The organism is Corallococcus macrosporus DSM 14697, from assembly GCF_002305895.1.
GTDB lineage: Bacteria > Myxococcota > Myxococcia > Myxococcales > Myxococcaceae > Myxococcus > Myxococcus macrosporus.
The window spans coordinates 1,382,451-1,403,353 of the sequence record NZ_CP022203.1 but is presented as its reverse complement, the minus strand read 5'-3'; the positions used below and the strand labels follow the sequence as shown (position 1 = coordinate 1,403,353).

The following is a 20,903-nucleotide window of genomic DNA, read 5'->3' as shown; positions in this document are numbered from 1 at the left end:
GCCTTTCGTCGAGGCAGTTACGGAGGTCATCAAGGGTTCGACAGCCAGAACCACCGTTCTTCCGACCTGAGCGCGCCCATCAAGAAGGCCCGAAATGACGTGGCAATCTTGGGGCAGTAGTCCGGGTCTGGGAACGCCTCGTTGTAACCATCACGTAGGGGGTAGCGGCCTTCGTGCTGCTCGCTCACATCAAGCAGGATGAAGTTGCTGTCCCGCACACGGCAGAGGGCATACCAAGACGCGGGGCCGCCCTCTTCGCTGTCGTCGTTACGCATGACGAGCCGGGCACGGCGAAGTTCCGACAACGGCACGAAGGCGAACGCAGGGTCTATACGGTCGAAGAGGCGCGCACCATTGCAATGCAGGTAGAAGGCGCGTAGGTCCGGGTCCAAACGCCAACCTGCGGAGTCCTCGAACGCTTCGATTTGCTCGGGCGTCGCAGGAGGATTTGGGAAGTGGAGTCGCGACAACTCCGCAAGGAGGTCCTTCATGGATGGGTCATTCTCCATAGGGATGGTCCACCCCTGTCGTAGTCCACGGTGGGTTGTTCGCGTAGCACTGCTTGTAAGCGCCCGGGAGTTGCTGGTGCAGGTCCTGCGGGAACGGAATGATGTTGTCCCAGTCGGTGGGATTGCCGCCGTGCCAGAGGTCCCGAACGTGATGCCCCTCGTAGGGTGTCCCATTTGCATCGGTGGGCCAGGCACCGAACCGTTCTGCCCACTGGCGCCGGAAGTCGGGGCGCATGCTGTTCCATTGCCCCCGCGCTGCGTTGGTCTGGGCAGGGGCAATCGTCGCGTAGTTGCAGCAACAGTGCGTCATCCCGTAGCGGCTCCCCGCTCGCATCACGGTTCCCTGGAAGTCCATCTTCACATCCGCCAGCCACATGCAGCCTTGGAGTGCATGGCCACTTCCTGAGCACTTCGAGCGGCAGTAGTCCATGAGCTGGCTGCTGCACTGCCAAGGACCGTAGAAGATGACCGTTCGGAATTGACCTCCGCCCGGGAGTGTCACCACCGGGCCAACCCACTTCCGGACAGAGGCGTCAGGTCGGGTCATTGGGCCCTCTGTGCAAGCCGAGAGGAGCAGGAGCATCAACGGGGGGAATCTTGAGTTCCTGGAGAAACCAGCACCAATGGCTTTCATTGCCCGCACCCTAGTGCGCGGTGCCGACAGGCCATCACGACAACCGGCATGCGGCAGTTGTGGTTGGGCACCGCCTCCGGGGGGGCAATTCCGTTGGCACGCCGCGCACACGTAAGAACTCGCCGTGCCCCCTTCCAGTTCGGGCTGATATGGCCGGAGCGTGCAGGACGGTCAGCGGTCAGTCGAGGCTCTTGGGCAGAGTGACGATGCCGGGGTTCTCGATGGCGAAGAGGGCGGTGCGCATCTGGCGCTCGACGTGTTGATTGTCCAGGGGCACCAGGGGTTGGAGAGGAAGAGGGTCAGCCCTGGCCAGAGGTGGCGCAGGTACTCGGGGGCCTTGCGGAAGGCGCTGGCCGTCAGACTGCGGCCCGCAACGCCTCGGGGTAGCGCACCATGCTGCGCACCGGCTCCGCCTGCAGCCTCGTCACTCCCTGACTGCTTACCGGAGCCGCTCCAACTCCGCGTCCATGTCCACCCCTCGCGTGTGAGGCAGGGCGTGTCACGACGCGGTTCCGCAGGGCACGACGGGCGACGGCGAGCTCTTACGACGCAGCATCCCCCTGAACGGTATGACTCCAGTTGGCTTAGAGGGCGGTGCTCCCGAGGGCGCCTTCGATGGCGTCGAGCAGGGGCTGGGCGGGAGCGCCCGGAAGCTTCGCGCAGCCCCGTGCCAGCTCCCGCTTGACCTTCAGCCGGTCCGGGTTCGAGCGCGCCTCCCCGGCCAGCGCTTGAGGATCCACCGGCGCGGCCAGCAGCGTCGCGCAGGTGCGGAAGGTCTCCAGCCGGTCCAGGTCCTCCTCTCCCAGCGTGACAGGCGTTCCGTCCAGCGCCAGGCCGCTGAAGGACAGCTCCCGAATCTCATCCGCCGTCAGCACCAGCGCCCCATTGAGGGTGAGCCGGGGCGGCGGCTGCGGATCCGGCCCGCCCGCCAGCTCCACCACGCCGTCCACCGGCTTGGGCTGGCAGGGCACCTCCCGCAGGGACAACAGTTCGTCCGTCTTGCGCGTCTCCCGCGACTCACCGCCGCGGTTGAGCTGGACGATGCCCGCGACGACCGCGGGCACGCCGACGATGAGCAGCCCCAGCCCCCAGCCCGTGGCCACTTCGCGGCTGGAGGCGCCGTAGCGGCCCTTCTCGTCGATGGCGGAGCGGTTCGGCGCGTCGGAGAACAGCGTGCGCCCCACCAGCAGGGCCCCGCCCAACACCGCGAGGATGCCGCCCGTGCTCACGGCCGCCGCCGCGCCGGTGTCGTAGCGCGTGGAGATGACGTCCTCGGCGTACTCGCCGTGCTGTTCGGTGCGGCAGATGTCCGCCGAGGAGAAGGCCAGGGTGAGCTGGGGCCACTGCACCTGCGTGGTGGCGAAGGGGATGCGCTCGTTCAGCGCCTTCTCCTGAGCGTAGGTCCGCAGCAGCGGCCCGCGCTCCGTCCGCCGCTCCACGTCCAGCGGGGTGCACCCCACCGCCCACACCAACACCGCCGCCCCCAGACGCTTCATGGCTGGCCCTCCCGGAAGAAGCCCGCGACGTCCGGGCACTCGGTGAGAAACCGCGTCGCGTCCCCGCAGGCCGGGGGGAGGTCCGTGGACATGCCCCAGCTCAGCAGCGGCTCGCGGCACTCCAGGACGCGCTCTCGCGTGGGGGACGTGAAGGCGAAGGCCTCGCCCTCGCAGCCGGTCCTCTGGAGGAGGCTGGCGTCGCAGGCCAGGCCCAGGTCGAGTTGCACCGCCACACCGGGACAGACAGCCGCCGCCTGGCAGAGCCGGACAACGACATCCCGACAGACCGCGGCATCCGGCGCGTCCGGGCCAGAGCAGGCGGTCAGGCAGACCAGGGGCCACCAGCGAATGAGGCGTCTCACAGCGCTTCCACGCTAGCCACACTGGGATTAAAGGGCCCGCATGTCCCAGACCTATCTGTCACTCACAGTGGAGTTGCCCGAGGAAGCGTCCGAGGCCGTACAGGACCTCCTCCACGAGTCGGGCGCGCTGGGCCTCGAGGTGCGGGACCGCGAAGGGCCCATCATGCCGGGCGTGCGCGGACCCAACCCGGGCGAGGCCATCATCATTGGCTACTACGACGACCGCGACACGGCCGAGGCCGCCCGTGACGAGGTGGTGGAGTCCTTCCCCGACGCGCGGCTCACGCTCGACGAGCAGCCCCAGCAGGACTGGAGCAATGAGTGGAAGTCGCTCATCAAGTCCGTGCACGTGGGCCGGTTGTGGGTGGGCCCGCCCTGGGACAAGGCGAACGCGCCCGCCGGCACCGTGCAGCTCGTGATTGAGCCGAAGATGGCCTTTGGCACCGGTGACCACCCGACGACGTCCCTGTGCCTGGCGGCCGTGGACGCGTACATGGCGGAGCACCCGGGCGCCACCGTCCTGGACGTGGGCACCGGCACGGGCGTGCTGGCCATCGCCGCGAAGAAGCTGGGCGCGGGGCGGACCGTCGCCACCGACAATGACCCTGTCTCCGTGGAGCTGGCGCAGGAGAACCAGGCGGAGAACGGGACGCCGGACATCGAGGTGTCGGGCAAGGAGCTGACCCAGGTGGAGGGCACCTTCGACCTGGTGCTCGCCAACATCCTGGCCAACACGCTCATCGAGCTGGCGCCGTTGATTGTGGCGAAGACGAAGGACCGGCTCGTGCTGGCGGGCGTGCTGGCGCATCAGCGCGCGGATGTGGAAGCCGCCTACCGCAACCTGGGCCTCACCGTGCTGCCCGGCGCCACCCAGGGCGAGTGGGTGCGCATCGACTTGAAGCGCTGAAGGCGCACGGCGCCGTCCCCGTGCGACTCAAGCGGGGACGGCGATGAGCCCCTATCGCTGCTCGACCCGGATGGGGCGCAGCGCGTGATCCAGCTCCACCACCGCCGTTCCCAGGCCGCCACTCTGCGTCCGCGAGTAGCGGACGTCGCGGATGGTGACGCGCCATCCGTCGGTGCCTTCCTCCACCTGATACGTGGGCAGGCGCAGCCAGTTGGCCAGCCCCCGAATCTGCGGCGCCGACAGCGCGGCCTGGATGACAGGCCCGGGCTGGACAACGCGAGGCTCGCTGGCGTCACTGATGCGGAAGCGGCCCGCGTCATCCGCCAGGAAGTCGGCGCGGACGAAGTGATAGCGGTCCGGCCCCAGGGCGATGATGTCCCGCACGAAGGGGTTGGCGGGCAGCGGCCCGGCGATGGCGCGCTCCACGGGGAGCCCCTGGGCGCGCAGCCAGTCCAGCGCGCGCGGCGCGGCCACCTGCGAGCCCGCGAAGATGGCGCACAAGTAGAGCAAGAGCCCCACGCCGCATACCCGGGCCACGCGCTGCACGGAGAGGACATGTGTTCCCCGCAGCCGCAACCAGACGATGGCGGCCACGCCCACCGCCCACATCGCCTTGGCAGGCCACGGGACGAACGCGGGAACCATGATGAGCGCGGTGGAGGCCACGCCCAGCACCACCCACGCCGCGGCGGACTTGCGCGTGCGAGCATCCGCCATGATGACGGCGGCGCCCGCGAGCAGCCACACCCACGGGTCGATGATGAAGAGCGTGTCGCCGTAGAACCACGTCCCGTCAAAGGGCATCAGCAGCCGCACGCCATACGTGTTGAGCCAGTCCAGGGCGGGGTGGCTCAGCACGGACAGCGTGGACAGCACCAGCAGCGGCCCGACGCGCGCGGGCGGGAGGTCCGGATGCCTGCGCCGGCGCACGTACCGGTCCCATAGCAGCATCAACCCCGTGAGCACGAAGGGCCACAGCGCCAGGGCGAGCACGCCGTGCGTCCAGCCCCGGCGCCAGTACAGCGACGCATCCGAGCCCGCGAAGGCGACGAGGCCATCCACGTCCGGAAGATTGGCGCCGATGACGAGCGTCGCGGTGGCCAGCGGCGTGGTGCGCTTCAGCCCCGCCTCCGCCATCCATGCCCCCACGAGCGAGTGAGCCAGGTTGTCCATGGCCGCACTCTAGGCATGCCCGCACCAGCCGGCGCCCTTCCAGAGAGGTGGGCCCCGCGCCCCAGACACGGTAGCGTCACGCCCGCGTGGAGACGCCGCCCCCTTCCCGGCCACCAACCGACGTCCGCTCCCAGCTCGTGGGGCCACTGCTCGCCTACCTGCGCGCCGCGGGGCATGACCCGTCCGGGCTGGTGGAGCGCTTCGGGCTGCCGGGCAACGTGGGCGCGCTGCCGGAAGTCACGCTCGCGTTGCCCACCCTGCACGCCTTCCTCGACGCGGCCGAGGCGCTGTCCGGAGACGCCTTCCTTGGCCTGCACGTGGCGCAGCGCGTCCCCCGTGGGAATTACGGACTGGTGGAGTACATCGCGCGGGCCTCCCCCACCGTCCGGGACACCTTCCGCGCGCTGGCCCGGTACATGGCGCTGCTGGAGCCCGCCTGGCGCGCCTCCTTCCAGGACGCGCCGGACGGCAGCGGCACCTTCGTCTACGGCATCCCCGGCGAGCCCCTGGCCTATGGCCGGCACGCCAGCGAGTTCGGCCTGGCCCTCTTCGTCCATGTCGGGCGCCAGCTCACCGAGCACCCGTGGAATCCGCGCCGCGTCTCCTTCGCGCACCCCGCCCCCGCGGACCTCCGCCCGCTGGAGGAACACTTCGGCGTCACCCCGACCTTCGACGCGGGCCGCAACGCGCTGACGCTGGACGCGGCCACGCTGGCGCTGCGCGTGGTGGGGGCGGACCCCGTGCTGCTCTCCGTCCTGGAGCGCGCCGCCGGCACGCCCGCCGCCGAGCCACCCGCCGCGCCCCCAACGCCGCCCTTCCTCCAACAGGTCCGCGACGCCCTCCGCGCCGCCCTGAGGGAAGGCGCGCCGCAGATGGCGGACGTGGCGAAGCCGCTGCACGTCAGCCCCCGCACCCTCCAGCGCCGCCTGGCCGAGCACGCGACGTCCTTCCAGGACGAGGTCGACGCGGTGCGCCGTGAGCTGGCCTTCGACTACCTGAGGGACGCGCACCTGGGGGTCAGCGAGGTGGCCTTCCTCCTGGGCTACTCGGAGCTGAGCACCTTCGACCGCGCCTTCAAGCGGTGGACGGGCATGACGCCCCGCGTCTGGCGCGAGCGAACCGAGCCGACCTGAGCCCGGCCCCCGCCGCCACGCTGGCGTCCCCGGCCAGGAGATTGGCGTCCGCGGCCAGGAAACCCGGCGCCACTTCCCCTACGCTACGGAGCATCCACACCCCTTCGCTTCCGGAGGACGCATGCTCAAGTCCCAGGTGGTCGCCCTCTTCGACGAGTACTACGCCTCGCATCAGCACCCGACGAACCGGCTGACGCACAAAATCGCCATCCCGCTCATCGTGCTGCACATCGTGGCCATGCTGGACTGGGTGCACCTGGTGGCGGTGCCCGCGATTCCGGGCGGCTCGCTGACGCTGGGCATGGTGACGTTGGCGCTGGCCGCTGTCTGGTACCTGCGGGCCGACGTGAAGCTGGGCCTCATCGTGGTGCTCTTCATGGTCGCGTGCTTCCCGGTGGGCCGGCTGATGCCCACGTGGAGCGTGGTGGCCGTGGCCGCCTTCGCGTGGCTGGTGCAGCTCGCCGGGCACAGCGTCTGGGAGAAGAAGTCGCCCTCCTTCCTCACCAACCTGGTGCACGCGCTGGTGGGCCCGCTCTTCTTCGTCGCGGTGCTCCTGGGCGACTACGTCCTCAAGCCCCAGCAGGCCACCGCCGCCGCGCCGGTGCGCGCGTAGTCCCCCGTCATGACGAGCTTCGCCGACAAACTGCGCGTCTGGTTGCCCCTGCATGAGAACGGCGTCAGCCGCGCCGCGCACTTCGTGGGGGCCTACCTCTTCATCTTCGCGTTGCTCGTCCCGCTCGGGCTCGTCCGGCTGCCGGTGGGCCCCGTGGGGCTCACGGCGGCCCATGTGCTGCTGCTGGCCGTGGCGCTGTACGCCGTCTCCCTGGAGTGGACAGCGGGCCTGTTGATGACGCTGCCCCTGGTGCCCACGCTGCTCGCCGCGGAGGCCGTGGTCGCCCGCCTCCCCGCGAGCACCGCCGTCGCGGTGGCCGTGGCCGTCATGGCCGTGCGCTTCGCGCTCGTCGTCGGCGCGCACGTCGTCTTCGAGAAGAAGACCCACGGCCTGTCCCTGGGCGGGCCCCTGCTCTTCTTCATCGAGCCCGTCTACCTGCTCACCGTGGCCTTGTTCTCCCTGGGCATGAAGCGGACGCTGCGGGCCCGGGTGGAGGCGGGCGGCGGCGCCTCGCTCCCGGCCTGACGTCCTGCTCCGCCCGCGCGCCTGCCTTGGAAGGCCGCGGCGGACGGGCGCTACGTGCCGGCCGCGGCCCGGAGCACGGGCGGCGCGTCCTCGCCGGAGCGCGGGCCCTGCAGGGAGTAGACGACCACGGCCTCGCGCCGGCCCTTCACGTGCGCCTCGCCCAGGCGCTCGCCCACGAAGTGCTCGCCGGCCATCTGCCAGGTCCGCTCGCTCACCAGGATGTCCACGCCGTGGGACTTGGTGAGGCCTTCCACGCGGGAGGCCAGGTTCACCGCGTCACCGATGACGGTGTACTCATGCTGCTCGGCGCCGCCGAGCATGCCCGCCGCCACCATGCCGGTGTGCAGGCCAATCCCGATGCGCAGCGCGGGCTGCCCGCGCAGGATGCGCTGGGCGTTGATGTCCTCCAGCCTGGCGCGCATGTCGAGCGCCGCGCGCATGGCCAGCTCCGCGTGGTCCTCGCGCGCGTCCGGCACGCCCCAGCACGCGAGCATCCCGTCCCCCAGGAACTTGTTCACGATGCCATGGCGCGCCATGACGATGTGGGCCATGTGCCCGAAGTAGTCGTCCAGCAGCTCCAGCACCTGGCCCGGGTCCAGCGTCTCGCTCAGGGCGGTGAAGTCGCGGATGTCGCTGAAGAGGATGGTGACGTCGCGCTGCACCGGCTGGAGGGAGTCGTCCCCCAACTGCATCACCCGCTCCACCACCTGCCGGGGCAGGAAGCGGGACAGGCCGTCCCGGCGCCGCAGGTTGAGGAACATGCCGCCCACGTCGGAGTTCGTCAGCGCGATGAGCGCGCCCAGGGCGGCGTAGCAGATGAGCACGAAGCTGGTGCGCGCCACCGAGCCGTGGCCCGTCAGCCACGCGAGCAGCGCGTAGCCGCCGCCGGACAGCACGGTGGACAGCAGCACGTGCCACCACGAGTAGCGCACCACGGAGAAGGCCAGCACCATGCCCAGGCTGGCGCACAGCATGCCGGCATCGAAGACGCCGGAGATGCGCCAGGTGTGCCACGCCATGAAGGAGAAGAAGCTGGTGTCCGCCAGCGTCGTGGGCACGGGCAGCCACCGGGCCCGGTCGGGGTGCGGCTTCTGGAGCAGCAGCACGACGATGGCGACGACGGAGAACACCACGTAGGCGCCCATCACCTGCAGGCGCACGCCATCCACCGGCGCCGAGTAGGTCTCCCCGCCGAACCCGGCGATGACGACCTGGCTGAGCGCCATCAGCAACACCACCACGACGCGGACGATGGCCACGCGGCGCTCGCCCTGAAGCGAGCTGGTTGCCAGCACCACCTCTTCGTTGGAGTGTGATGTGGCTTTGTCGCTGCGGCGCATGATGACGGGCACTGCCCGCTATCGTGCCTCAACTCCCCCACGGACAGCGAGCACCCTCGGCTTCCGCGGTCAGCGCATCTTTTGCGCGAGCCAGGACGCCGGGCCACAGTGCATTCCCGTCAACACGTGGGTCCGCCCCCTCGCAGTGGAGAACGCCTTGGTCCGCCTCTTCGCCCCGTTGCCCGAGCCCGCGCCCGCCGAAGTGGAGCTGACCGGCGAGCGCCGCCACTACCTGTTGCATGTCCTCCGCCTGGAGGAAGGCGACGCGCTGGAGGTCTTCGACGGCCAGGGCCGCGCCTTCGAGGCCCGGGTGGCCCACGTCGCCCCGGAGTCGGTGCGCCTGACGCTGGGCACCGCGCGCGTGGCGCCGCCGCGCCGCGAGGTCAGCATCCTCCAGGGGCTCCCCAAGGGGGACAAGCTGGAGCTGGTGCTCCAGAAGGGCACCGAGCTGGGCGCCACCGCCTTCCATCCCGTGGCCACGGCGCGGAGCGTGGTGAAGCTCGAGCCCAGGCGCGCGGAGGAGCGCACCACCCGGTGGACGAAGATTGTCGAGGAGGCGGCGCGCCAGTGCCGCCGGAACGACGTGCCACGCGTGGCCACGCCCGCACCGCTGGTGGATGCGGCCCGCTCGCTGCCCGCCGGCACCGTCCTGCTGGTGCTCGATGAGGAAGAGTCCGCCGTCCCAATGGGCGAGGCGTTCCGGGCGGCGGGCGCTGGCACCGCGGTGGCGCTGGTGATTGGCCCCGAAGGGGGGCTTGCGCGTGAAGAAGTGGATGCCTTGAAGGCCCTGGGGGCGCGGCCAGTCACCCTGGGCAAGCGCATCCTTCGCACGGAGACGGCCGCGCTCGCGGCGCTGGCGGTGATGATGCACCTGGATGGCGAACTCGGGTAGCAGGAGGGCAACCAACCGCACGCGGCGGGCGGTTCACACTGTCCGAAGATGATTCCTACGTTTCTGCCGTAGGGGACCTCGGGGGTCCCTCAACACAGGAGAGACACTCATGGGGATCATCGCATTCATCGTCATCGGCCTCATCGCGGGTCTCATCGCCCGCGCCATCCTCCCCGGGAAGCAGAGCATGGGGCTGATCGCAACGACCTTGCTCGGCATGGTCGGCTCGCTCGTGGGCGGCCTCGTCGGTTCGCTGTTCCAGCGGGATGGCCGGCTCTTCGACCTGAGGCCTTCAGGCATCATCATGTCGGTGATTGGCGCAATCGTCGTGCTCCTGCTGGTGGGCGCAGCCGGACGGCGACGGGCCCATGCCTGAGAGTGAAGGACTCTCCACGCGAGGTCCCCCAGGGACACGCGCATGACACACGGTGATGAGCCCCTGACGGTCCTTCGAGCGAGGGACCTCGGGGGCTCGCCACTTTTCTTGCCCCCGGCTCATGGCTGTCTTTTCATGTAGCAGTCGTCCAGCCGGGAGGAGTCCGTTGTCCAAGTGCTTGAAGTGCGGTGCCCTGCTTCCACCCGTGGGTGAGTGCGCGGCCTGCGACACCGTCACTGTCCGCTCACCCGGAGTGCCCAGCCTCCTCGATCGGGACATCCGCATCGACCGCCGCGCGGAGCAGCGCGCCGAGGAGCTGTCGACGCTGCCAGGCGCGCCCGCCTTCGCCGACCTGGCGCAGCACGCGCCACCGCCGCCGCCTTCCGTCGCCCCGCTGTCCACGCCCCTGCCGGGCCCCGCCACGCCTCGCGCCGCGCAGCCCGCCGCGACGCCGCGCCCCCGCAGCAGACGGGGGCCACCGCCCTCCGCGCCGCCCCGCCGGGGGCCGCCGCGCCTCAGCAGCCCGCGCCTCGCCCCGCACAGCCGGGGGCCGCCGCCATGCCCCAGCAGGCCGCGCCTCGGGCCGCCCATCCGGGCGCCGGGCCTCAGCAGGCCACACCTTGGTTTGCACAGCCCGGCGCATCCGCCGCCCACCCGAGCGCCGCCGCGCCCCAGCAGGCCGCGCCTCGGGCCGCCCAGCCGGGCACCGCGCCCCAGCAGCCTGGAGCCGCGACTCCCCACGCCGCCCAGCCGGGCGGCGCGCCTCAGCAGGCCACACCTCGCGTCGCCCAGCCAGGCGCCGCCGCCCACCCGGGCGCCGCGCCTCAGCCGGGTGCCGCCGCCGCGCCTCAGCAGGCCACGCCTCGGGCCGCCCAGTCGGGCGCCGCGCCCCAGCAGCCTGGAGCCGCAGCGCCTCCCGCCGCGGTCCAGCAGCAGCCTGCGCCCCGGGCCGCGCAGCCCCACCCGGCGACTGGCTCTCCCATGACGCCGGCCTATGGCACGCCGCCCGTGGCGCCCGCGCCGCGCCCGGAGGCTCCCGCCCAGTTGGCCGCTCCGGCGATTGCGCCCGTCGGGCTGCCCCGCATGGAGCAGGCGGCCCCGTCCGGAGGACTTCCCCGCCCGGAGCACGCGGCGCCTCCCGCGACCGCCCCGGCCGGACTTCCTCGCGTGGAGACCGCGGACGGGCTCCCCCCGGCGCAGTCCCCGGCCGCCCCCTCCGGTCTGCCGCACCTGGAGCCGCTCCTCCCCGGAGTCTCCGTGGGCGTGGCACGCGCCGAGGCCATCAAGACGCCTCCCCACAAGGCCCAGGCCAGGTCCGCTTCGGGTGACACGGAGGTGCGCGCCCGCCCGGCCTCCCTGTGGCGTCGGCTGCTCTCCTTCACCATCGACACGGCGGCCATCGCCGGGGTGGCGGCGCTCTACATCACCCTGGCCTCGTCCGTGACGGGGCTGAAGTCGCCGGATGCGGGGCTGCAGGGGATGGACGCCTTCGTGGCCTGGCTCCACGCCTTCCACGCCATCCTCCTTCCCGGGTTTTTCCTCGTCCTGATTCTCGCGCTCGTCTACTGCGCGGTGGCGGCCGTCCTCTGGAACGGCCGGACGCTCGGGCGGCTGGCCCTGGGACTTCGGCTGGTGGACACACATGGCCTTGCCCCGGCGCCGGGCCGAGCCATCATCCGCGCCCTGCTGGCCAGCCTGTCCTTCGTCTTCTTCCTGGGTGGTTTCTGGATGGCGCTTTTCGACCGGCGCGGGCAGACGCTTCATGACAAGCTGACGTCCACCTTCGTCGTTCAACCGAGCTGAACCACCGGCTCATTGTGCCTTGCGGCCGCGGCCGTAAGATGCCGCGTCCTACATGCCCGCCCGCCTCGCCCAGCTTCTCGTCTCACGCATGCTTCTCACGCAGGAGAAGGCGGGGGAGGTGCTGCGTCAGCACCAGACCCTGGGCGGGCAGGTGGACTCCGTGTTGTTGGAGCAGGGCATCGCCAGCGAGGCGGACGTACTCGCGCTGCTCGGAGAGGTCTCCGGCTTCATGCCGGTGAACCTGATGGACTTCGAGCCGAATCCCGAAGTCGCCTCCTTCATCCCGCCGAAGATCGCCGAGCGCCTGTGCGTCGTCCCGCTGTCCCTGGACGGCAACACGCTGCATGTGGCCAGCGGCTATCCGGTGCCCAAGAAGGAGCTCGACGAGGTCGGCTTCCTCCTGGGCAAGCCGCTGGAGCTCTGGGTGGCCACGGAGGTGCGCGTCCGGGAGTGGGTCTCCACCATCTACCGCCAGCCGCTGGCGCCCCGCTTCGCCAGGCTGTCGGCGGCGTTGGACCCTGAAGCCCAGGCGGCCACGCCGCCGCCGCCGCCCCCCGCCGCCCTGGAGGAGGAGTCCCTCACCGCGGACGTGGTGGAGCGGCTGGCCCGCTCCGTCGCGCAGGAGCCCCTCCCCGCGGAGGTCAGCGCCGCGCCTCAGGCGGCGGCTCCCCGTCCCGAGGCCCCGCCGCAGCGCCCGCCCCCGCCTCCGCCGGAGGCCCTCACGCAGGCCCCCGAGAACCTCCCGCCCCCGGGGCCTCCCGCCTTCGTCCGGGCGCCGCTGCGCCTGAACATGCCGCAGGCCGACGCGCCCGCGCGTCCCGCGCAGCGCCCCAACCCGCCGGCCTCGCAGATTCCGGTGCTGCACCCGGCTGGGGCGGCGGCGTCCGCGTCGACTGCGCCCCAGGCCGCGCCGCCCTCGCCCGGAGCCGCCGAGCCCAAGCCGGCCGCTGCCGCCGCACCCAAGCCGACCGCTGCCGCCACCGCGCCTTCGGCCCAACAGCCTGCTTCGTCCCCGGCCCCGCGCGCACCGGCGCAGTCCGGCACGCCGCTCCCGCCGGCGCAGGGCGCACCGGCCGCGACGCCAGGTCAGTCCCAGGTGTGGCCTCCGGCCCAGCCCGGCGCCACGGGGACGCCGCAGGTGTGGCCTCCCGCGCCAGCCCAGTCGGCCGCCCCGCCCACGCTGCACTTCACCACGCCGGTGGCGCCGCCGAAGCCGGCCGCCGCGCAGCCGCGCAGCGAGCCCGCGTTCCTCGTGTTCCCCAACCCGGGCGCCGCGCCGCAGAGCGCGCCTCCGCCTCGCCCCAAGCCGGCCGCGCCCGCCACGCTGGAGACCCGCCCCGCCCCTCCGCCCGCGAGCCAGGACGTGCCGGACTGGACGCTGGCGCAGGCGCGCGCGGCGCTGAAGGACGCCACCAAGGACCGCGACCGCCTCATCGACGTCGCGCTGCGCTTCGGCCGCCGGACCTTCGACTACGTCGCCGCGTTCGCCGTGCTGCGGGGCGGCGCCACGGGCCTGGAAGCTCGCGGCGAGGGCATGACGGGCGAGCAGCTCACGCAGGTGTCCATCCCGCTCGACGCCAGCAGCGTCTTCCGCACGGTGGCCGTCACCCGAGGCAGCTACGCGGGCCCGCTGCCGCCGGACGCGCTCACGCGGCACTACCTGGAGCTGTTCGGGCGCCAGACGCCGCGCACGGTCTTCCTGTACCCGGTGGAGGTGAAGGGCCGGCTGGTGGCCATCCTCTATGGTGACTGCGGCCAGCGGCCCATCAGCCAGCGCCGCCTGTCCGACTACATCCTGTTCTGCCAGGACCTGCCGGCGGCCTTCCAGGAGCTCATCCTCTTCCGCAAGCAGCGCGTGTCGGAGCTGCGCGCGCCGGACGACGAGGAGCTCACCATCGACGTGGACCTGCCCGTGGCCCCCACGCCCGCCCCCGCGCCGGCGGTGGTCGCCGGCCTGGGCTGGAGCCCCTTCTTCGGCCGGGGCGCCACCGGCAACATGGGCCGCGCCGCCGCGCTGCCGCCTCGCGCGCAGTCGCAGGAGGAGCGCCCGCCGCCGGACTTCGCGCCGCTGCTGCGCCGCCTCACCGGTCCGGACGCCGCCCAGCGCGCCAACGCCATGGCGGAGCTGGCGCGCTCGCCCGAGGCCAGCGCCCGCGTGCTGGCCCAACACTTCCCCGGCCCCACCGCCTGGAGCCGGCTGCCGGTGGTGGAGCTGCCCGAAGCGGACGAGCTGGGGCCCATCCCCGGCGCGCTGTCCCGGCTGGGCCGCCCCGCCGCGCAGGCCGTGTCGCCGCTGCTGGACTCGCAGGACGCGGACACCCGCTACTTCGCGCTGCTCACCGCCGGAAACCTGCCCTACGTGGAGCTGGTGGACGGCGTGCTGCGCGGCCTGTTCGACCTGGAGCCGGACATCTCCAGCGCCGCGCGCGTGGCCGCCGCCGCGCTCAAGCAGCTCCCCCGGCTGGACGCCGCCCTGCGCGACCTGCGCCACGAGCTGAACAGCCGCGACCCGCTGCGCCGCTCGCTGGCCGCGCGGGCCCTGGGCACGCTGCATGACCGCGACGCGATTGAAGGCCTCATCCGCCTCACCGGCGGCGACGACGAGATGTGCGCCCAGGCCGCCGCGGAGGCGCTGCGGGAAGTGACGCGCGCCACCCTGGGGTTGGATCCGCGTCCGTGGTCGGCCTGGTGGGCGGAGAACCGCAGCCGCCGCCGCGCGGACTGGCTCGTCGCCGCGCTGCGCCACCGGGAGCTGGACGTGAGGCTGGCGGCCATCGAGGAGCTGAGCCGCGCGCTGCACGACACGCTGGGCTACTACGCGGATGCCCCCGAGGCCGAGCGCGAGCAGGCCGTGCGCCGCTGGGAAGCCGCGGCGGTGGAGCCGGCCAACGCGCGCCGGCTGGGCATGCTCTAGTCCCCCGCTGCATCGGAGCGCCCCATGACGGGTGGGATGTGGATCAGCCTCCTGGCCTGCGCGGGCCAGCTCGCCCTGGCGGGGCTGGCGCTGGCGCGCGTGGGCAAGAGCCCGCTGGCCCTGCCGCTGTCCCTGCTGTCCATCGCCCTGTCGACGTGGAACTTCTCCGGCTTCGCGCTGGTGCGCGCGGACGAGGACGGCTGGCGGCTGGTGGGCTTCACCGCGGGCCTGATGACGGTGCCGTGCGCGCTGCACTTCATCCTGTCCTTCGTGGGACGGCGGCGGAGCCTGGCGTGGGCGATGTACGGCGCCTATGCCCTCTTCGGCGTGCTGGCCGTGGCCATGCTGGTGGCGTTGGGCGCGCCCACCCTGGAGGCGCACCTGCTCACGCTGCGCTTCGGGCTGGTCGTCACCGCGCTGGCCATCCCCACCCTGGGCGCGGGCTTCGCCCTCCTGGGCCTGCACGTGCTGCGCTCGCGGCACCCGGACGAGCGCGCCCGCGCGGGGCTGGTGCTGCTGGGGCTCACGCTGGTGGTGGCGCTGCTGATGACGGAGCTGGCGGCGGAGCTGGGTTTGGAGGTGGTGCGGCTGGGCCACGTGGGCACGCTCCTGGGCCTGCCGGTCATGGCCACCGCGGCGCTGCGCTTCGGCCTCTTCGGAGACGACCCGGGCGCGCCCCGGCTGGCGCTGCACGCGGCGGGCATCGCGGGGCTGGGCGTGCTGGCCTACCTCGCCGTGGTGCGGCTCTTCGTCGCGCAGGCGGGCACGCTCATCATCTGCACCACGGCGGTGACCTTCGCCCTGGTGGCGGCGACGCGCCGGGGCGTCACCGCCTACGTCAGCCGGAGCGAGCGCCTGGAGCGGCTGGCCACGCTGGGCCGCTTCTCCGCGCAGATGGCGCACGATTTGAAGAACCCCATCGCCGCGATGAAGGGCGCCGCGCAGTACCTCAAGGAGGAGCACGCGCGCGGGCGGCCGTGGGACGGGCACGGCGAGTTCCTGGACCTGCTGCTGGAGCAGGTGGAGCGGCTGGACCGGGTGGTGGACACGTACCAGCGGCTGGCGCGCGTGGAGCCCCTGCCCCAGCCGGTGGACCTGCGCCGGCTGGTGGAGGGCGTGCTGTCGCTCCAGGCCTTCGCCAGTCCGGGCAGGGTCGCCATCGTCCGCGAGCTGACGCCCGGCCTGCCGCCCTGCGCGGGAGACCAGGACCTGCTGGCCAACGCGCTGGAGAACCTGGTGCGCAACGCCTGCGAGGCGATGCCGGAGGGTGGCACCCTCACCGTGCGCGCGCTGCGGGACGGCGCGGGCGTGGCGCTGGAGGTGGAGGACACCGGCCAGGGCATGGACGCCCGCACGCGCGAGCGCGCCTTCGACGACTTCTTCACCACCAAGGCGTCAGGCAGCGGCCTGGGGCTGGCCTTCGTCCGGCGCGTGGTGGAGGCGCACGGCGGCGAGGTGCTCCTGACAAGCCGGGAGGGGCGCGGTACGGTGGTCCGGATGCGCCTGCCCGCCACCGACGCAAGCCTGGGCGGCGCGGGCGTGGGAGAAGCCGCGTGAACGAGTCATTGAAAGGCACGGTGCTGCTGGTCGACGACGACCCGGCCGTGGCCAAGGTGCTGGGCGCCCTGCTGACGCAGGCGGGCCTGACGACGCACGCGGCGCGCGACGGGCAGGAGGCCCTGGCGCTGCTGGCGAGCAAGCCGGTGGACGTGGTGGTGAGCGACGTGCGCATGCCGGGCATGGATGGCCTCCAGGTGCTCGCGGAGGTGTCGCGCGGCTGGCCGGACGTGCCCGTCATCCTCCTCACCGCGCATGGCACGGTGCCGCTGGCGGTGGAGGCGATGAAGGCGGGCGCCGCGGACTTCGTGCTCAAGCCCTTCGACCGGGAGGAGATTCTCTTCACCGTCCGCAAGGCGCTGCTGCGCGCGCAAGGTGAAGCGGGGCGCCAGCAGCCGCGCTCCACCGGCGGCTTCATTGGCCAGAGCCGGGCCATGGCGGACGTGCAGGCCGTGCTGGCGAAGGCGGCCGCGGGCACGGCCACGGTGCTGCTGCGCGGCGAGTCCGGCACGGGCAAGGAGCTGGCGGCCAAGGCGGTCCACGACGCCAGCCCCCGGCGGGACGGCCCCTTCGTGAAGCTGCACTGCGCGGCGCTGCCGGACACCCTGCTGGAGAGCGAGCTGTTCGGCTACGAGAAGGGCGCCTTCACGGGGGCGGCCACGCGCAAGCCCGGGCGCGTGGAGCTGGCCCACGGCGGCACGCTGTTCCTCGACGAGGTGGGCGACATCTCCCCCGCCGTCCAGGTGAAGCTGCTGCGCGTCATCCAGGAGCGCGAGCTGGAGCGGCTGGGCGGCACGCAGACGGTGAAGGTGGACGTCCGCTTCGTGGCGGCCACGCACCAGCCGCTGGAGGAGCGCGTGAAGGAGGGCCGCTTCCGCGAGGACCTCTTCTACCGCCTCAACGTGGTGCCCGTGTGGCTGCCCGCCCTGCGCGAGCGCCCGGACGACATCGAGCCGCTGGCGCTGCACTTCCTGGAAGTCCACGCGAAGACGAACGGGCGCCCGCCCTTCACCCTCACGCCCGACGGGCTCGCGGCGCTGCGGGCCCAGCCGTGGCCGGGCAACGTGCGCCAGCTCCAGAACTTCCTGGAGCGCCTGGTGGTGCTGTCGGACACGCAGGTGCTTGGCGGCCAGGAGGTCCTTCACGAGCTGGCGCGGCAGCCGGGGCTGTCTCCCGCGCCCTCGTTGAGCGTGCCCGTGAGCGCGGCGAGCCCCGCCGAGCCCCAGCCCGCGCCCACCGCGGATTCGGCCCGGACGCTGGAGTCCCAGCGCAAGGAGATGGAGCGCCAGGCCATGGCGGACGCGCTGCGCCGCGCGGGTGACAACCGGACGCTGGCGGCGCGGCTGCTCGGCATCAGCCGGCGCACGCTCTACAACAAGCTGGAGGAGTACGGCCTGCTGTAGCGTCCCTCAAGGGCGCGCGCGCAGGAAGTCGATGAGCGCGCGCAGCTTCAGGGCCAGGTTCTTCCGGTTGGGATAGTAGAGGTAGAGGCCCGGGAAGCTCGGGCAGTAGCGCGTGAGCACCCGGACGAGCCGCTTCGCGGCGAGGTGCTCCGTCACGGTGTGCTCCATGACGTACGCGAGCCCCTGCCCGTCGAGCGCCGCGAGCACCATCACCTCGTTGTCATTGGTGATGACGCGCCCGTTGACCGCGACGGTGAGTTCGCGCCCGTCCACCTCGAACTCCCAGCGGGCGATGTTGCGGCTCGTGGCGTGCCGGTAGTTGACGCAGTCATGCGCCGCCAGGTCGCGCGGATGCCGGGGATGCGGATGCGCGTCGAAGTAGGCGGGCGAGCCCACCACGGCCATGCGCATGTCACCGGTGACAGGCACGGCGACCATGTCACGGTCCACGCGCTCTCCCAGGCGGATGCCGGCGTCGTAGCCCTCCGCGACGATGTCGCGCAGGCCGTCGTCGAGCGTGACGTCGATGCGCAGCTCGGGGTGCGCGGTGAGGAAGCGCGCCAGCATCGGCTTGATGACAGGGCCGAACGCCAAGCGCGGGACATTGAGGCGCAGCGTCCCGGTGGGCCGGCCTCTCGCGCTTTCGAGCGTCGCGAAGGCACCGCGAATCCCCTCCATGGCGGGCCGGAGCTCGGCGACGAAACGCGCCCCTGCCTCCGTCAGGCTCACGCTGCGGGTCGTGCGCTGGACCAGCCGGGCATGCAGCCGCTCCTCGAGCGCGCCGATGGCCTGACTCACCGCGGAGGGCGTCACTCGCAACTCCGCCGCGGCCGCCGTGAAGCTGCGCTTCTCCGCCACCAGCAGGAGCTCTCTCAACCCGGCGAAGTCTTCGCGCATGGGCATTTGTTAGCACGTCTAACAACTCCATGGCGAAGCCCCGCGCTAATCCGCGCGGCACCTCGCGTTTAGGTTCTGCGGCACACCCCAGGAGCCGCACATGACCCTCGACGCCCCTTCTTCCCTCAAGGTCTGGTTCATCACAGGCGCCTCGTCCGGCTTCGGCCGCGCCATCGTCCGCGAGGCCCTTTCCCGCGGCGACGCCGTCGTGGCGACGGCCCGGAAGCCCGAGTCACTCGCCGACCTCGTCGCCCTCGCGCCCGACCGCGTCCTCGCGCTCGCCCTCGACGTCACCCACCCCACCGGTGCACAGGCCGCCGTGGCGAGCGCGCTCGCGCGCTTCGGTCGCATCGACGTGCTCGTCAACAACGCGGGGTTCAGCATCATCGGCGCCGTCGAGGAGACGAGCGAGGAAGCCCTGCGTGACACCCTGGAGCTGATGTTCTTCGGCGCCGTGCGGCTCACGCGTGAAGTGGTGCCGCACATGCGCGCGCGCGGAGCGGGGACGCTCGTGCAAATCACCAGCATGGCCGGCCTTGGCACCTCGCCCGGCTTCGGCGCGTATTGCGCCGCCAAGCACGCGCTCGAAGGGCACTCGGAGTGCCTCGCTCACGAGCTGCGCCCCCACGGCGTGCGCGTGCTGATTGTCGAGCCCGGCACCTTCCGAACCTCACTGTTCGGCGACGCGTTCCGGCGCATGCCCGAACATCCAGCCTACGCACAGACCTCGGGAGCGGTGCGTGCGTGGGTGACGCAGACCGCGGGCCAGCAGCCGGGGGACCCCGCCAAGGGCGCGCGGGCCATCGTGGACGAGGTCGCGCGGCCCGCGAGTCCTGACGCCCCGCTGCGCCTGCCGCTCGGTGGAGACGCGGTGGACGGGATTCGGCAGAAGCTGGCGTTCATCGCGGCGGACGTCGACCGCACCGAGCGCGCCGCACGAGCGACGTCGTTCTGACAGCGCCGCGGCGGAGCCCCGGCGGTGGACTCAGTCCCGCTCGCTCGCGAGCGCGTCCAGCTCCTCATGGAAGGCCTGGATGAGCGCATGCGGGTCCGGCACCCGGCCCGCGTCCGCCGCCACGCCCACCGTCACCTGGCCGGCGTAGCTGAAGAGGCTCACCCCCAGGCCCAGGTGCCCCGTCTGGGGAACCCAGAACGTCAGGCCCTCCAGCCGGCTCCCCGCCAGGGACACCGCCGCGCGCGGGCCGGGCACGTTGGTGGCAATCAGCGACGCCTTGGAGCCGAAGGTGTCCACCACCCACCGCTCCAGGGCCGCGGGCGTGTACCCCAGCACCTCCAGCGCGCCGAAGGTCAGCACCGCCTCCGGTGAGCGCTTCAGCCGCTCCATCCGCCGGGTCAGCTCCCGCAGCCGGCGCGTGGGCGTGCCCAGGTGCACGGGCAGCCGGAGGAAGACGACGCCGAAGTGGTTGCCCAGCTCGCGAGGCACGGGCACGTCCAGGGGCCGCAGATTCACCGGCACCAGCGCGTGCAGGTCCTCCGGCGGCTCGCCCCGCGACTCCAGGTAGCGCCGCAGCGCGCCCGTCACCGCCGCCAGCAGCACGTCATTCACCGTGCCGCCCAGCGCCCGGCCCACGGCCTTCACCCGCTCCAGCGGCACCGGGTCCGACCAGGCGGCGCGCTTCTGCGTGCCCAGCGGTCCTCGCAGCGAGGTGCGCGGGTCGGGCGGAGTCACGAGCAGCTTGCCCATGGCCGCGGCGCCGCGCGCGCCCTTCACCAGCAGGTCCCCCGCGAGAATCGGCTCGGCGGCCAGCTCCGCGCCCTTGCGCCACACGGCCCGCGCCGTGCCCGCCACCGCCCGCGCGCCGCGCACCCAGCTGACGAGCCCACCGGGAGCGGGACGGGACGGCGGCTCGGGCGCCTCGGCGGCCAGCTCCGCCTCCGCCCCATCCGTGAGCGTCAGCAGCACGCGCGCCAGGGCCATGCCGTCCGCCAGGCTGTGGTGCAGCCGCGCCAGCAGCACGTCCCGCCCGTCCGCCGCCGACATGACGTGGAACTGCCACAGCGGCCGCGAGCGCTCCAGGGGCGTGCTCATCCACTGCCCCACCAGGGACTCCAACACCGCGCGGTCCCCGGGCGGAGGCACGTCGAGCCGCGACAGGTGCGCGTCCAAATCCAGCGCCGGGACGTCCTCCCAGTGCGGCAGCCCCACGAGTCCGGCCACCGCGCGCTGGCGGAAGCGGGGGTAGCGCTCCACCAGCCGCTCCCGCACCACGGCCTTCAACCGCTCGAAGTCCAGCCGGCCCTCGAACCAGAGCACGGCGGTAATCATCATCAGGTTGGCGGGCTCCTCCATGTGGAACCACAGCGCATCCACGCTCGACATCCGCTCCTGCGCCGCCATGCCTCACGAC

At 72.4% G+C, this 20,903-nt stretch carries 19 protein-coding genes; 11 read left to right on the top strand and 8 right to left on the bottom strand.

Annotated elements, in window-relative coordinates:
• Window positions 1-29: 29 nt before the first annotated feature.
• The 4 genes from MYMAC_RS05905 to MYMAC_RS37635 all read right to left on the bottom strand — a co-directional run bounded on the left by MYMAC_RS05905 (window position 30) and on the right by MYMAC_RS37635 (window position 2,872).
• A complete protein-coding gene (locus tag MYMAC_RS05905; RefSeq protein WP_095957370.1) occupies window positions 30-491 on the bottom strand; it encodes an SMI1/KNR4 family protein in 462 nt (153 codons plus the stop codon).
• A gap of 7 nt (window positions 492-498) precedes the next feature.
• Window positions 499-870: a hypothetical protein gene (locus tag MYMAC_RS05900; RefSeq protein ID WP_239989365.1), complete on the bottom strand. Its 372-nt coding sequence runs from the start codon at window positions 868-870 to the stop codon at window positions 499-501.
• Window positions 871-1,727: 857 nt separating this feature from the next.
• Window positions 1,728-2,639: a hypothetical protein gene (locus MYMAC_RS05895; RefSeq protein WP_239989364.1), complete on the bottom strand. Its 912-nt coding sequence runs from the start codon at window positions 2,637-2,639 to the stop codon at window positions 1,728-1,730.
• The gene (locus tag MYMAC_RS37635; protein WP_239989363.1) at window positions 2,636-2,872 is read right to left on the bottom strand and encodes a hypothetical protein; all 237 of its coding nucleotides are present in this window, start codon (window positions 2,870-2,872) and stop codon (window positions 2,636-2,638) included. The genes MYMAC_RS05895 and MYMAC_RS37635 overlap by 4 nt, the downstream gene beginning before the upstream one ends.
• A 169-nt stretch (window positions 2,873-3,041) precedes the next feature.
• On the opposite strand from MYMAC_RS37635, the gene MYMAC_RS05890 reads away from it, so the two are divergent.
• Window positions 3,042-3,908, top strand: coding sequence for a 50S ribosomal protein L11 methyltransferase (locus tag MYMAC_RS05890; protein ID WP_095957368.1), 867 nt, complete (start codon window positions 3,042-3,044; stop codon window positions 3,906-3,908).
• A gap of 51 nt (window positions 3,909-3,959) precedes the next feature.
• Here MYMAC_RS05890 and MYMAC_RS05885 read toward each other — a convergent pair whose 3' ends face one another.
• On the bottom strand, window positions 3,960-5,081 hold the full coding sequence (locus MYMAC_RS05885; protein ID WP_013935681.1) for a metal-dependent hydrolase: 1,122 nt from the start codon (window positions 5,079-5,081) through the stop codon (window positions 3,960-3,962).
• An 86-nt stretch (window positions 5,082-5,167) separates the two neighbouring features.
• On the opposite strand from MYMAC_RS05885, the gene MYMAC_RS05880 reads away from it, so the two are divergent.
• The 3 genes from MYMAC_RS05880 to MYMAC_RS05870 all read left to right on the top strand — a co-directional run bounded on the left by MYMAC_RS05880 (window position 5,168) and on the right by MYMAC_RS05870 (window position 7,352).
• The gene (locus MYMAC_RS05880) at window positions 5,168-6,214 is read left to right on the top strand and encodes an AraC family transcriptional regulator (protein ID WP_095957367.1); all 1,047 of its coding nucleotides are present in this window, start codon (window positions 5,168-5,170) and stop codon (window positions 6,212-6,214) included.
• A gap of 121 nt (window positions 6,215-6,335) precedes the next feature.
• On the top strand, window positions 6,336-6,827 hold the full coding sequence (locus tag MYMAC_RS05875; RefSeq protein WP_095957366.1) for an Mpo1 family 2-hydroxy fatty acid dioxygenase: 492 nt from the start codon (window positions 6,336-6,338) through the stop codon (window positions 6,825-6,827).
• Between the two features lie 9 nt (window positions 6,828-6,836).
• The gene (locus MYMAC_RS05870; protein ID WP_095957365.1) at window positions 6,837-7,352 is read left to right on the top strand and encodes an Mpo1-like protein; all 516 of its coding nucleotides are present in this window, start codon (window positions 6,837-6,839) and stop codon (window positions 7,350-7,352) included.
• A gap of 50 nt (window positions 7,353-7,402) precedes the next feature.
• Here MYMAC_RS05870 and MYMAC_RS05865 read toward each other — a convergent pair whose 3' ends face one another.
• The gene (locus MYMAC_RS05865; RefSeq protein WP_013935685.1) at window positions 7,403-8,704 is read right to left on the bottom strand and encodes an adenylate/guanylate cyclase domain-containing protein; all 1,302 of its coding nucleotides are present in this window, start codon (window positions 8,702-8,704) and stop codon (window positions 7,403-7,405) included.
• 145 nt (window positions 8,705-8,849) lie between these two features.
• On the opposite strand from MYMAC_RS05865, the gene MYMAC_RS05860 reads away from it, so the two are divergent.
• From MYMAC_RS05860 to MYMAC_RS05835, 6 genes are all read left to right on the top strand, one after another.
• The gene (locus MYMAC_RS05860) at window positions 8,850-9,584 is read left to right on the top strand and encodes a 16S rRNA (uracil(1498)-N(3))-methyltransferase (protein WP_095957364.1); all 735 of its coding nucleotides are present in this window, start codon (window positions 8,850-8,852) and stop codon (window positions 9,582-9,584) included.
• A gap of 109 nt (window positions 9,585-9,693) precedes the next feature.
• Entirely contained in the window at window positions 9,694-9,960 is a 267-nt protein-coding gene (locus tag MYMAC_RS05855; protein ID WP_013935687.1) for a GlsB/YeaQ/YmgE family stress response membrane protein, read from the top strand.
• Window positions 9,961-10,941: 981 nt separating this feature from the next.
• Window positions 10,942-11,763: an RDD family protein gene (locus MYMAC_RS05850; protein ID WP_239989362.1), complete on the top strand. Its 822-nt coding sequence runs from the start codon at window positions 10,942-10,944 to the stop codon at window positions 11,761-11,763.
• A gap of 52 nt (window positions 11,764-11,815) precedes the next feature.
• Entirely contained in the window at window positions 11,816-14,677 is a 2,862-nt protein-coding gene (locus MYMAC_RS05845) for a GspE/PulE/PilB domain-containing protein (protein WP_095957363.1), read from the top strand.
• Between the two features lie 24 nt (window positions 14,678-14,701).
• Entirely contained in the window at window positions 14,702-16,234 is a 1,533-nt protein-coding gene (locus MYMAC_RS05840; RefSeq protein WP_013935691.1) for a sensor histidine kinase, read from the top strand.
• Window positions 16,231-17,637 (top strand): sigma-54-dependent transcriptional regulator, encoded by a 1,407-nt coding sequence (locus tag MYMAC_RS05835; protein ID WP_204817411.1) that lies wholly within the window; start codon window positions 16,231-16,233, stop codon window positions 17,635-17,637. The genes MYMAC_RS05840 and MYMAC_RS05835 overlap by 4 nt, the downstream gene beginning before the upstream one ends.
• A 6-nt stretch (window positions 17,638-17,643) precedes the next feature.
• Here MYMAC_RS05835 and MYMAC_RS05830 read toward each other — a convergent pair whose 3' ends face one another.
• On the bottom strand, window positions 17,644-18,534 hold the full coding sequence (locus MYMAC_RS05830; RefSeq protein ID WP_095961481.1) for a LysR family transcriptional regulator: 891 nt from the start codon (window positions 18,532-18,534) through the stop codon (window positions 17,644-17,646).
• A 100-nt stretch (window positions 18,535-18,634) separates the two neighbouring features.
• Here MYMAC_RS05830 and MYMAC_RS05825 point away from each other — a divergent pair, with 100 nt between their 5' ends.
• Window positions 18,635-19,489 carry an SDR family NAD(P)-dependent oxidoreductase gene (locus MYMAC_RS05825; protein WP_095957361.1) on the top strand — a complete coding sequence of 285 codons (855 nt, stop codon included), beginning with the start codon at window positions 18,635-18,637 and terminating at the stop codon, window positions 19,487-19,489.
• Between the two features lie 30 nt (window positions 19,490-19,519).
• Here MYMAC_RS05825 and MYMAC_RS05820 read toward each other — a convergent pair whose 3' ends face one another.
• Window positions 19,520-20,893, bottom strand: coding sequence for a WS/DGAT/MGAT family O-acyltransferase (locus MYMAC_RS05820; RefSeq protein WP_095957360.1), 1,374 nt, complete (start codon window positions 20,891-20,893; stop codon window positions 19,520-19,522).
• Window positions 20,894-20,903 lie beyond the last annotated feature (10 nt).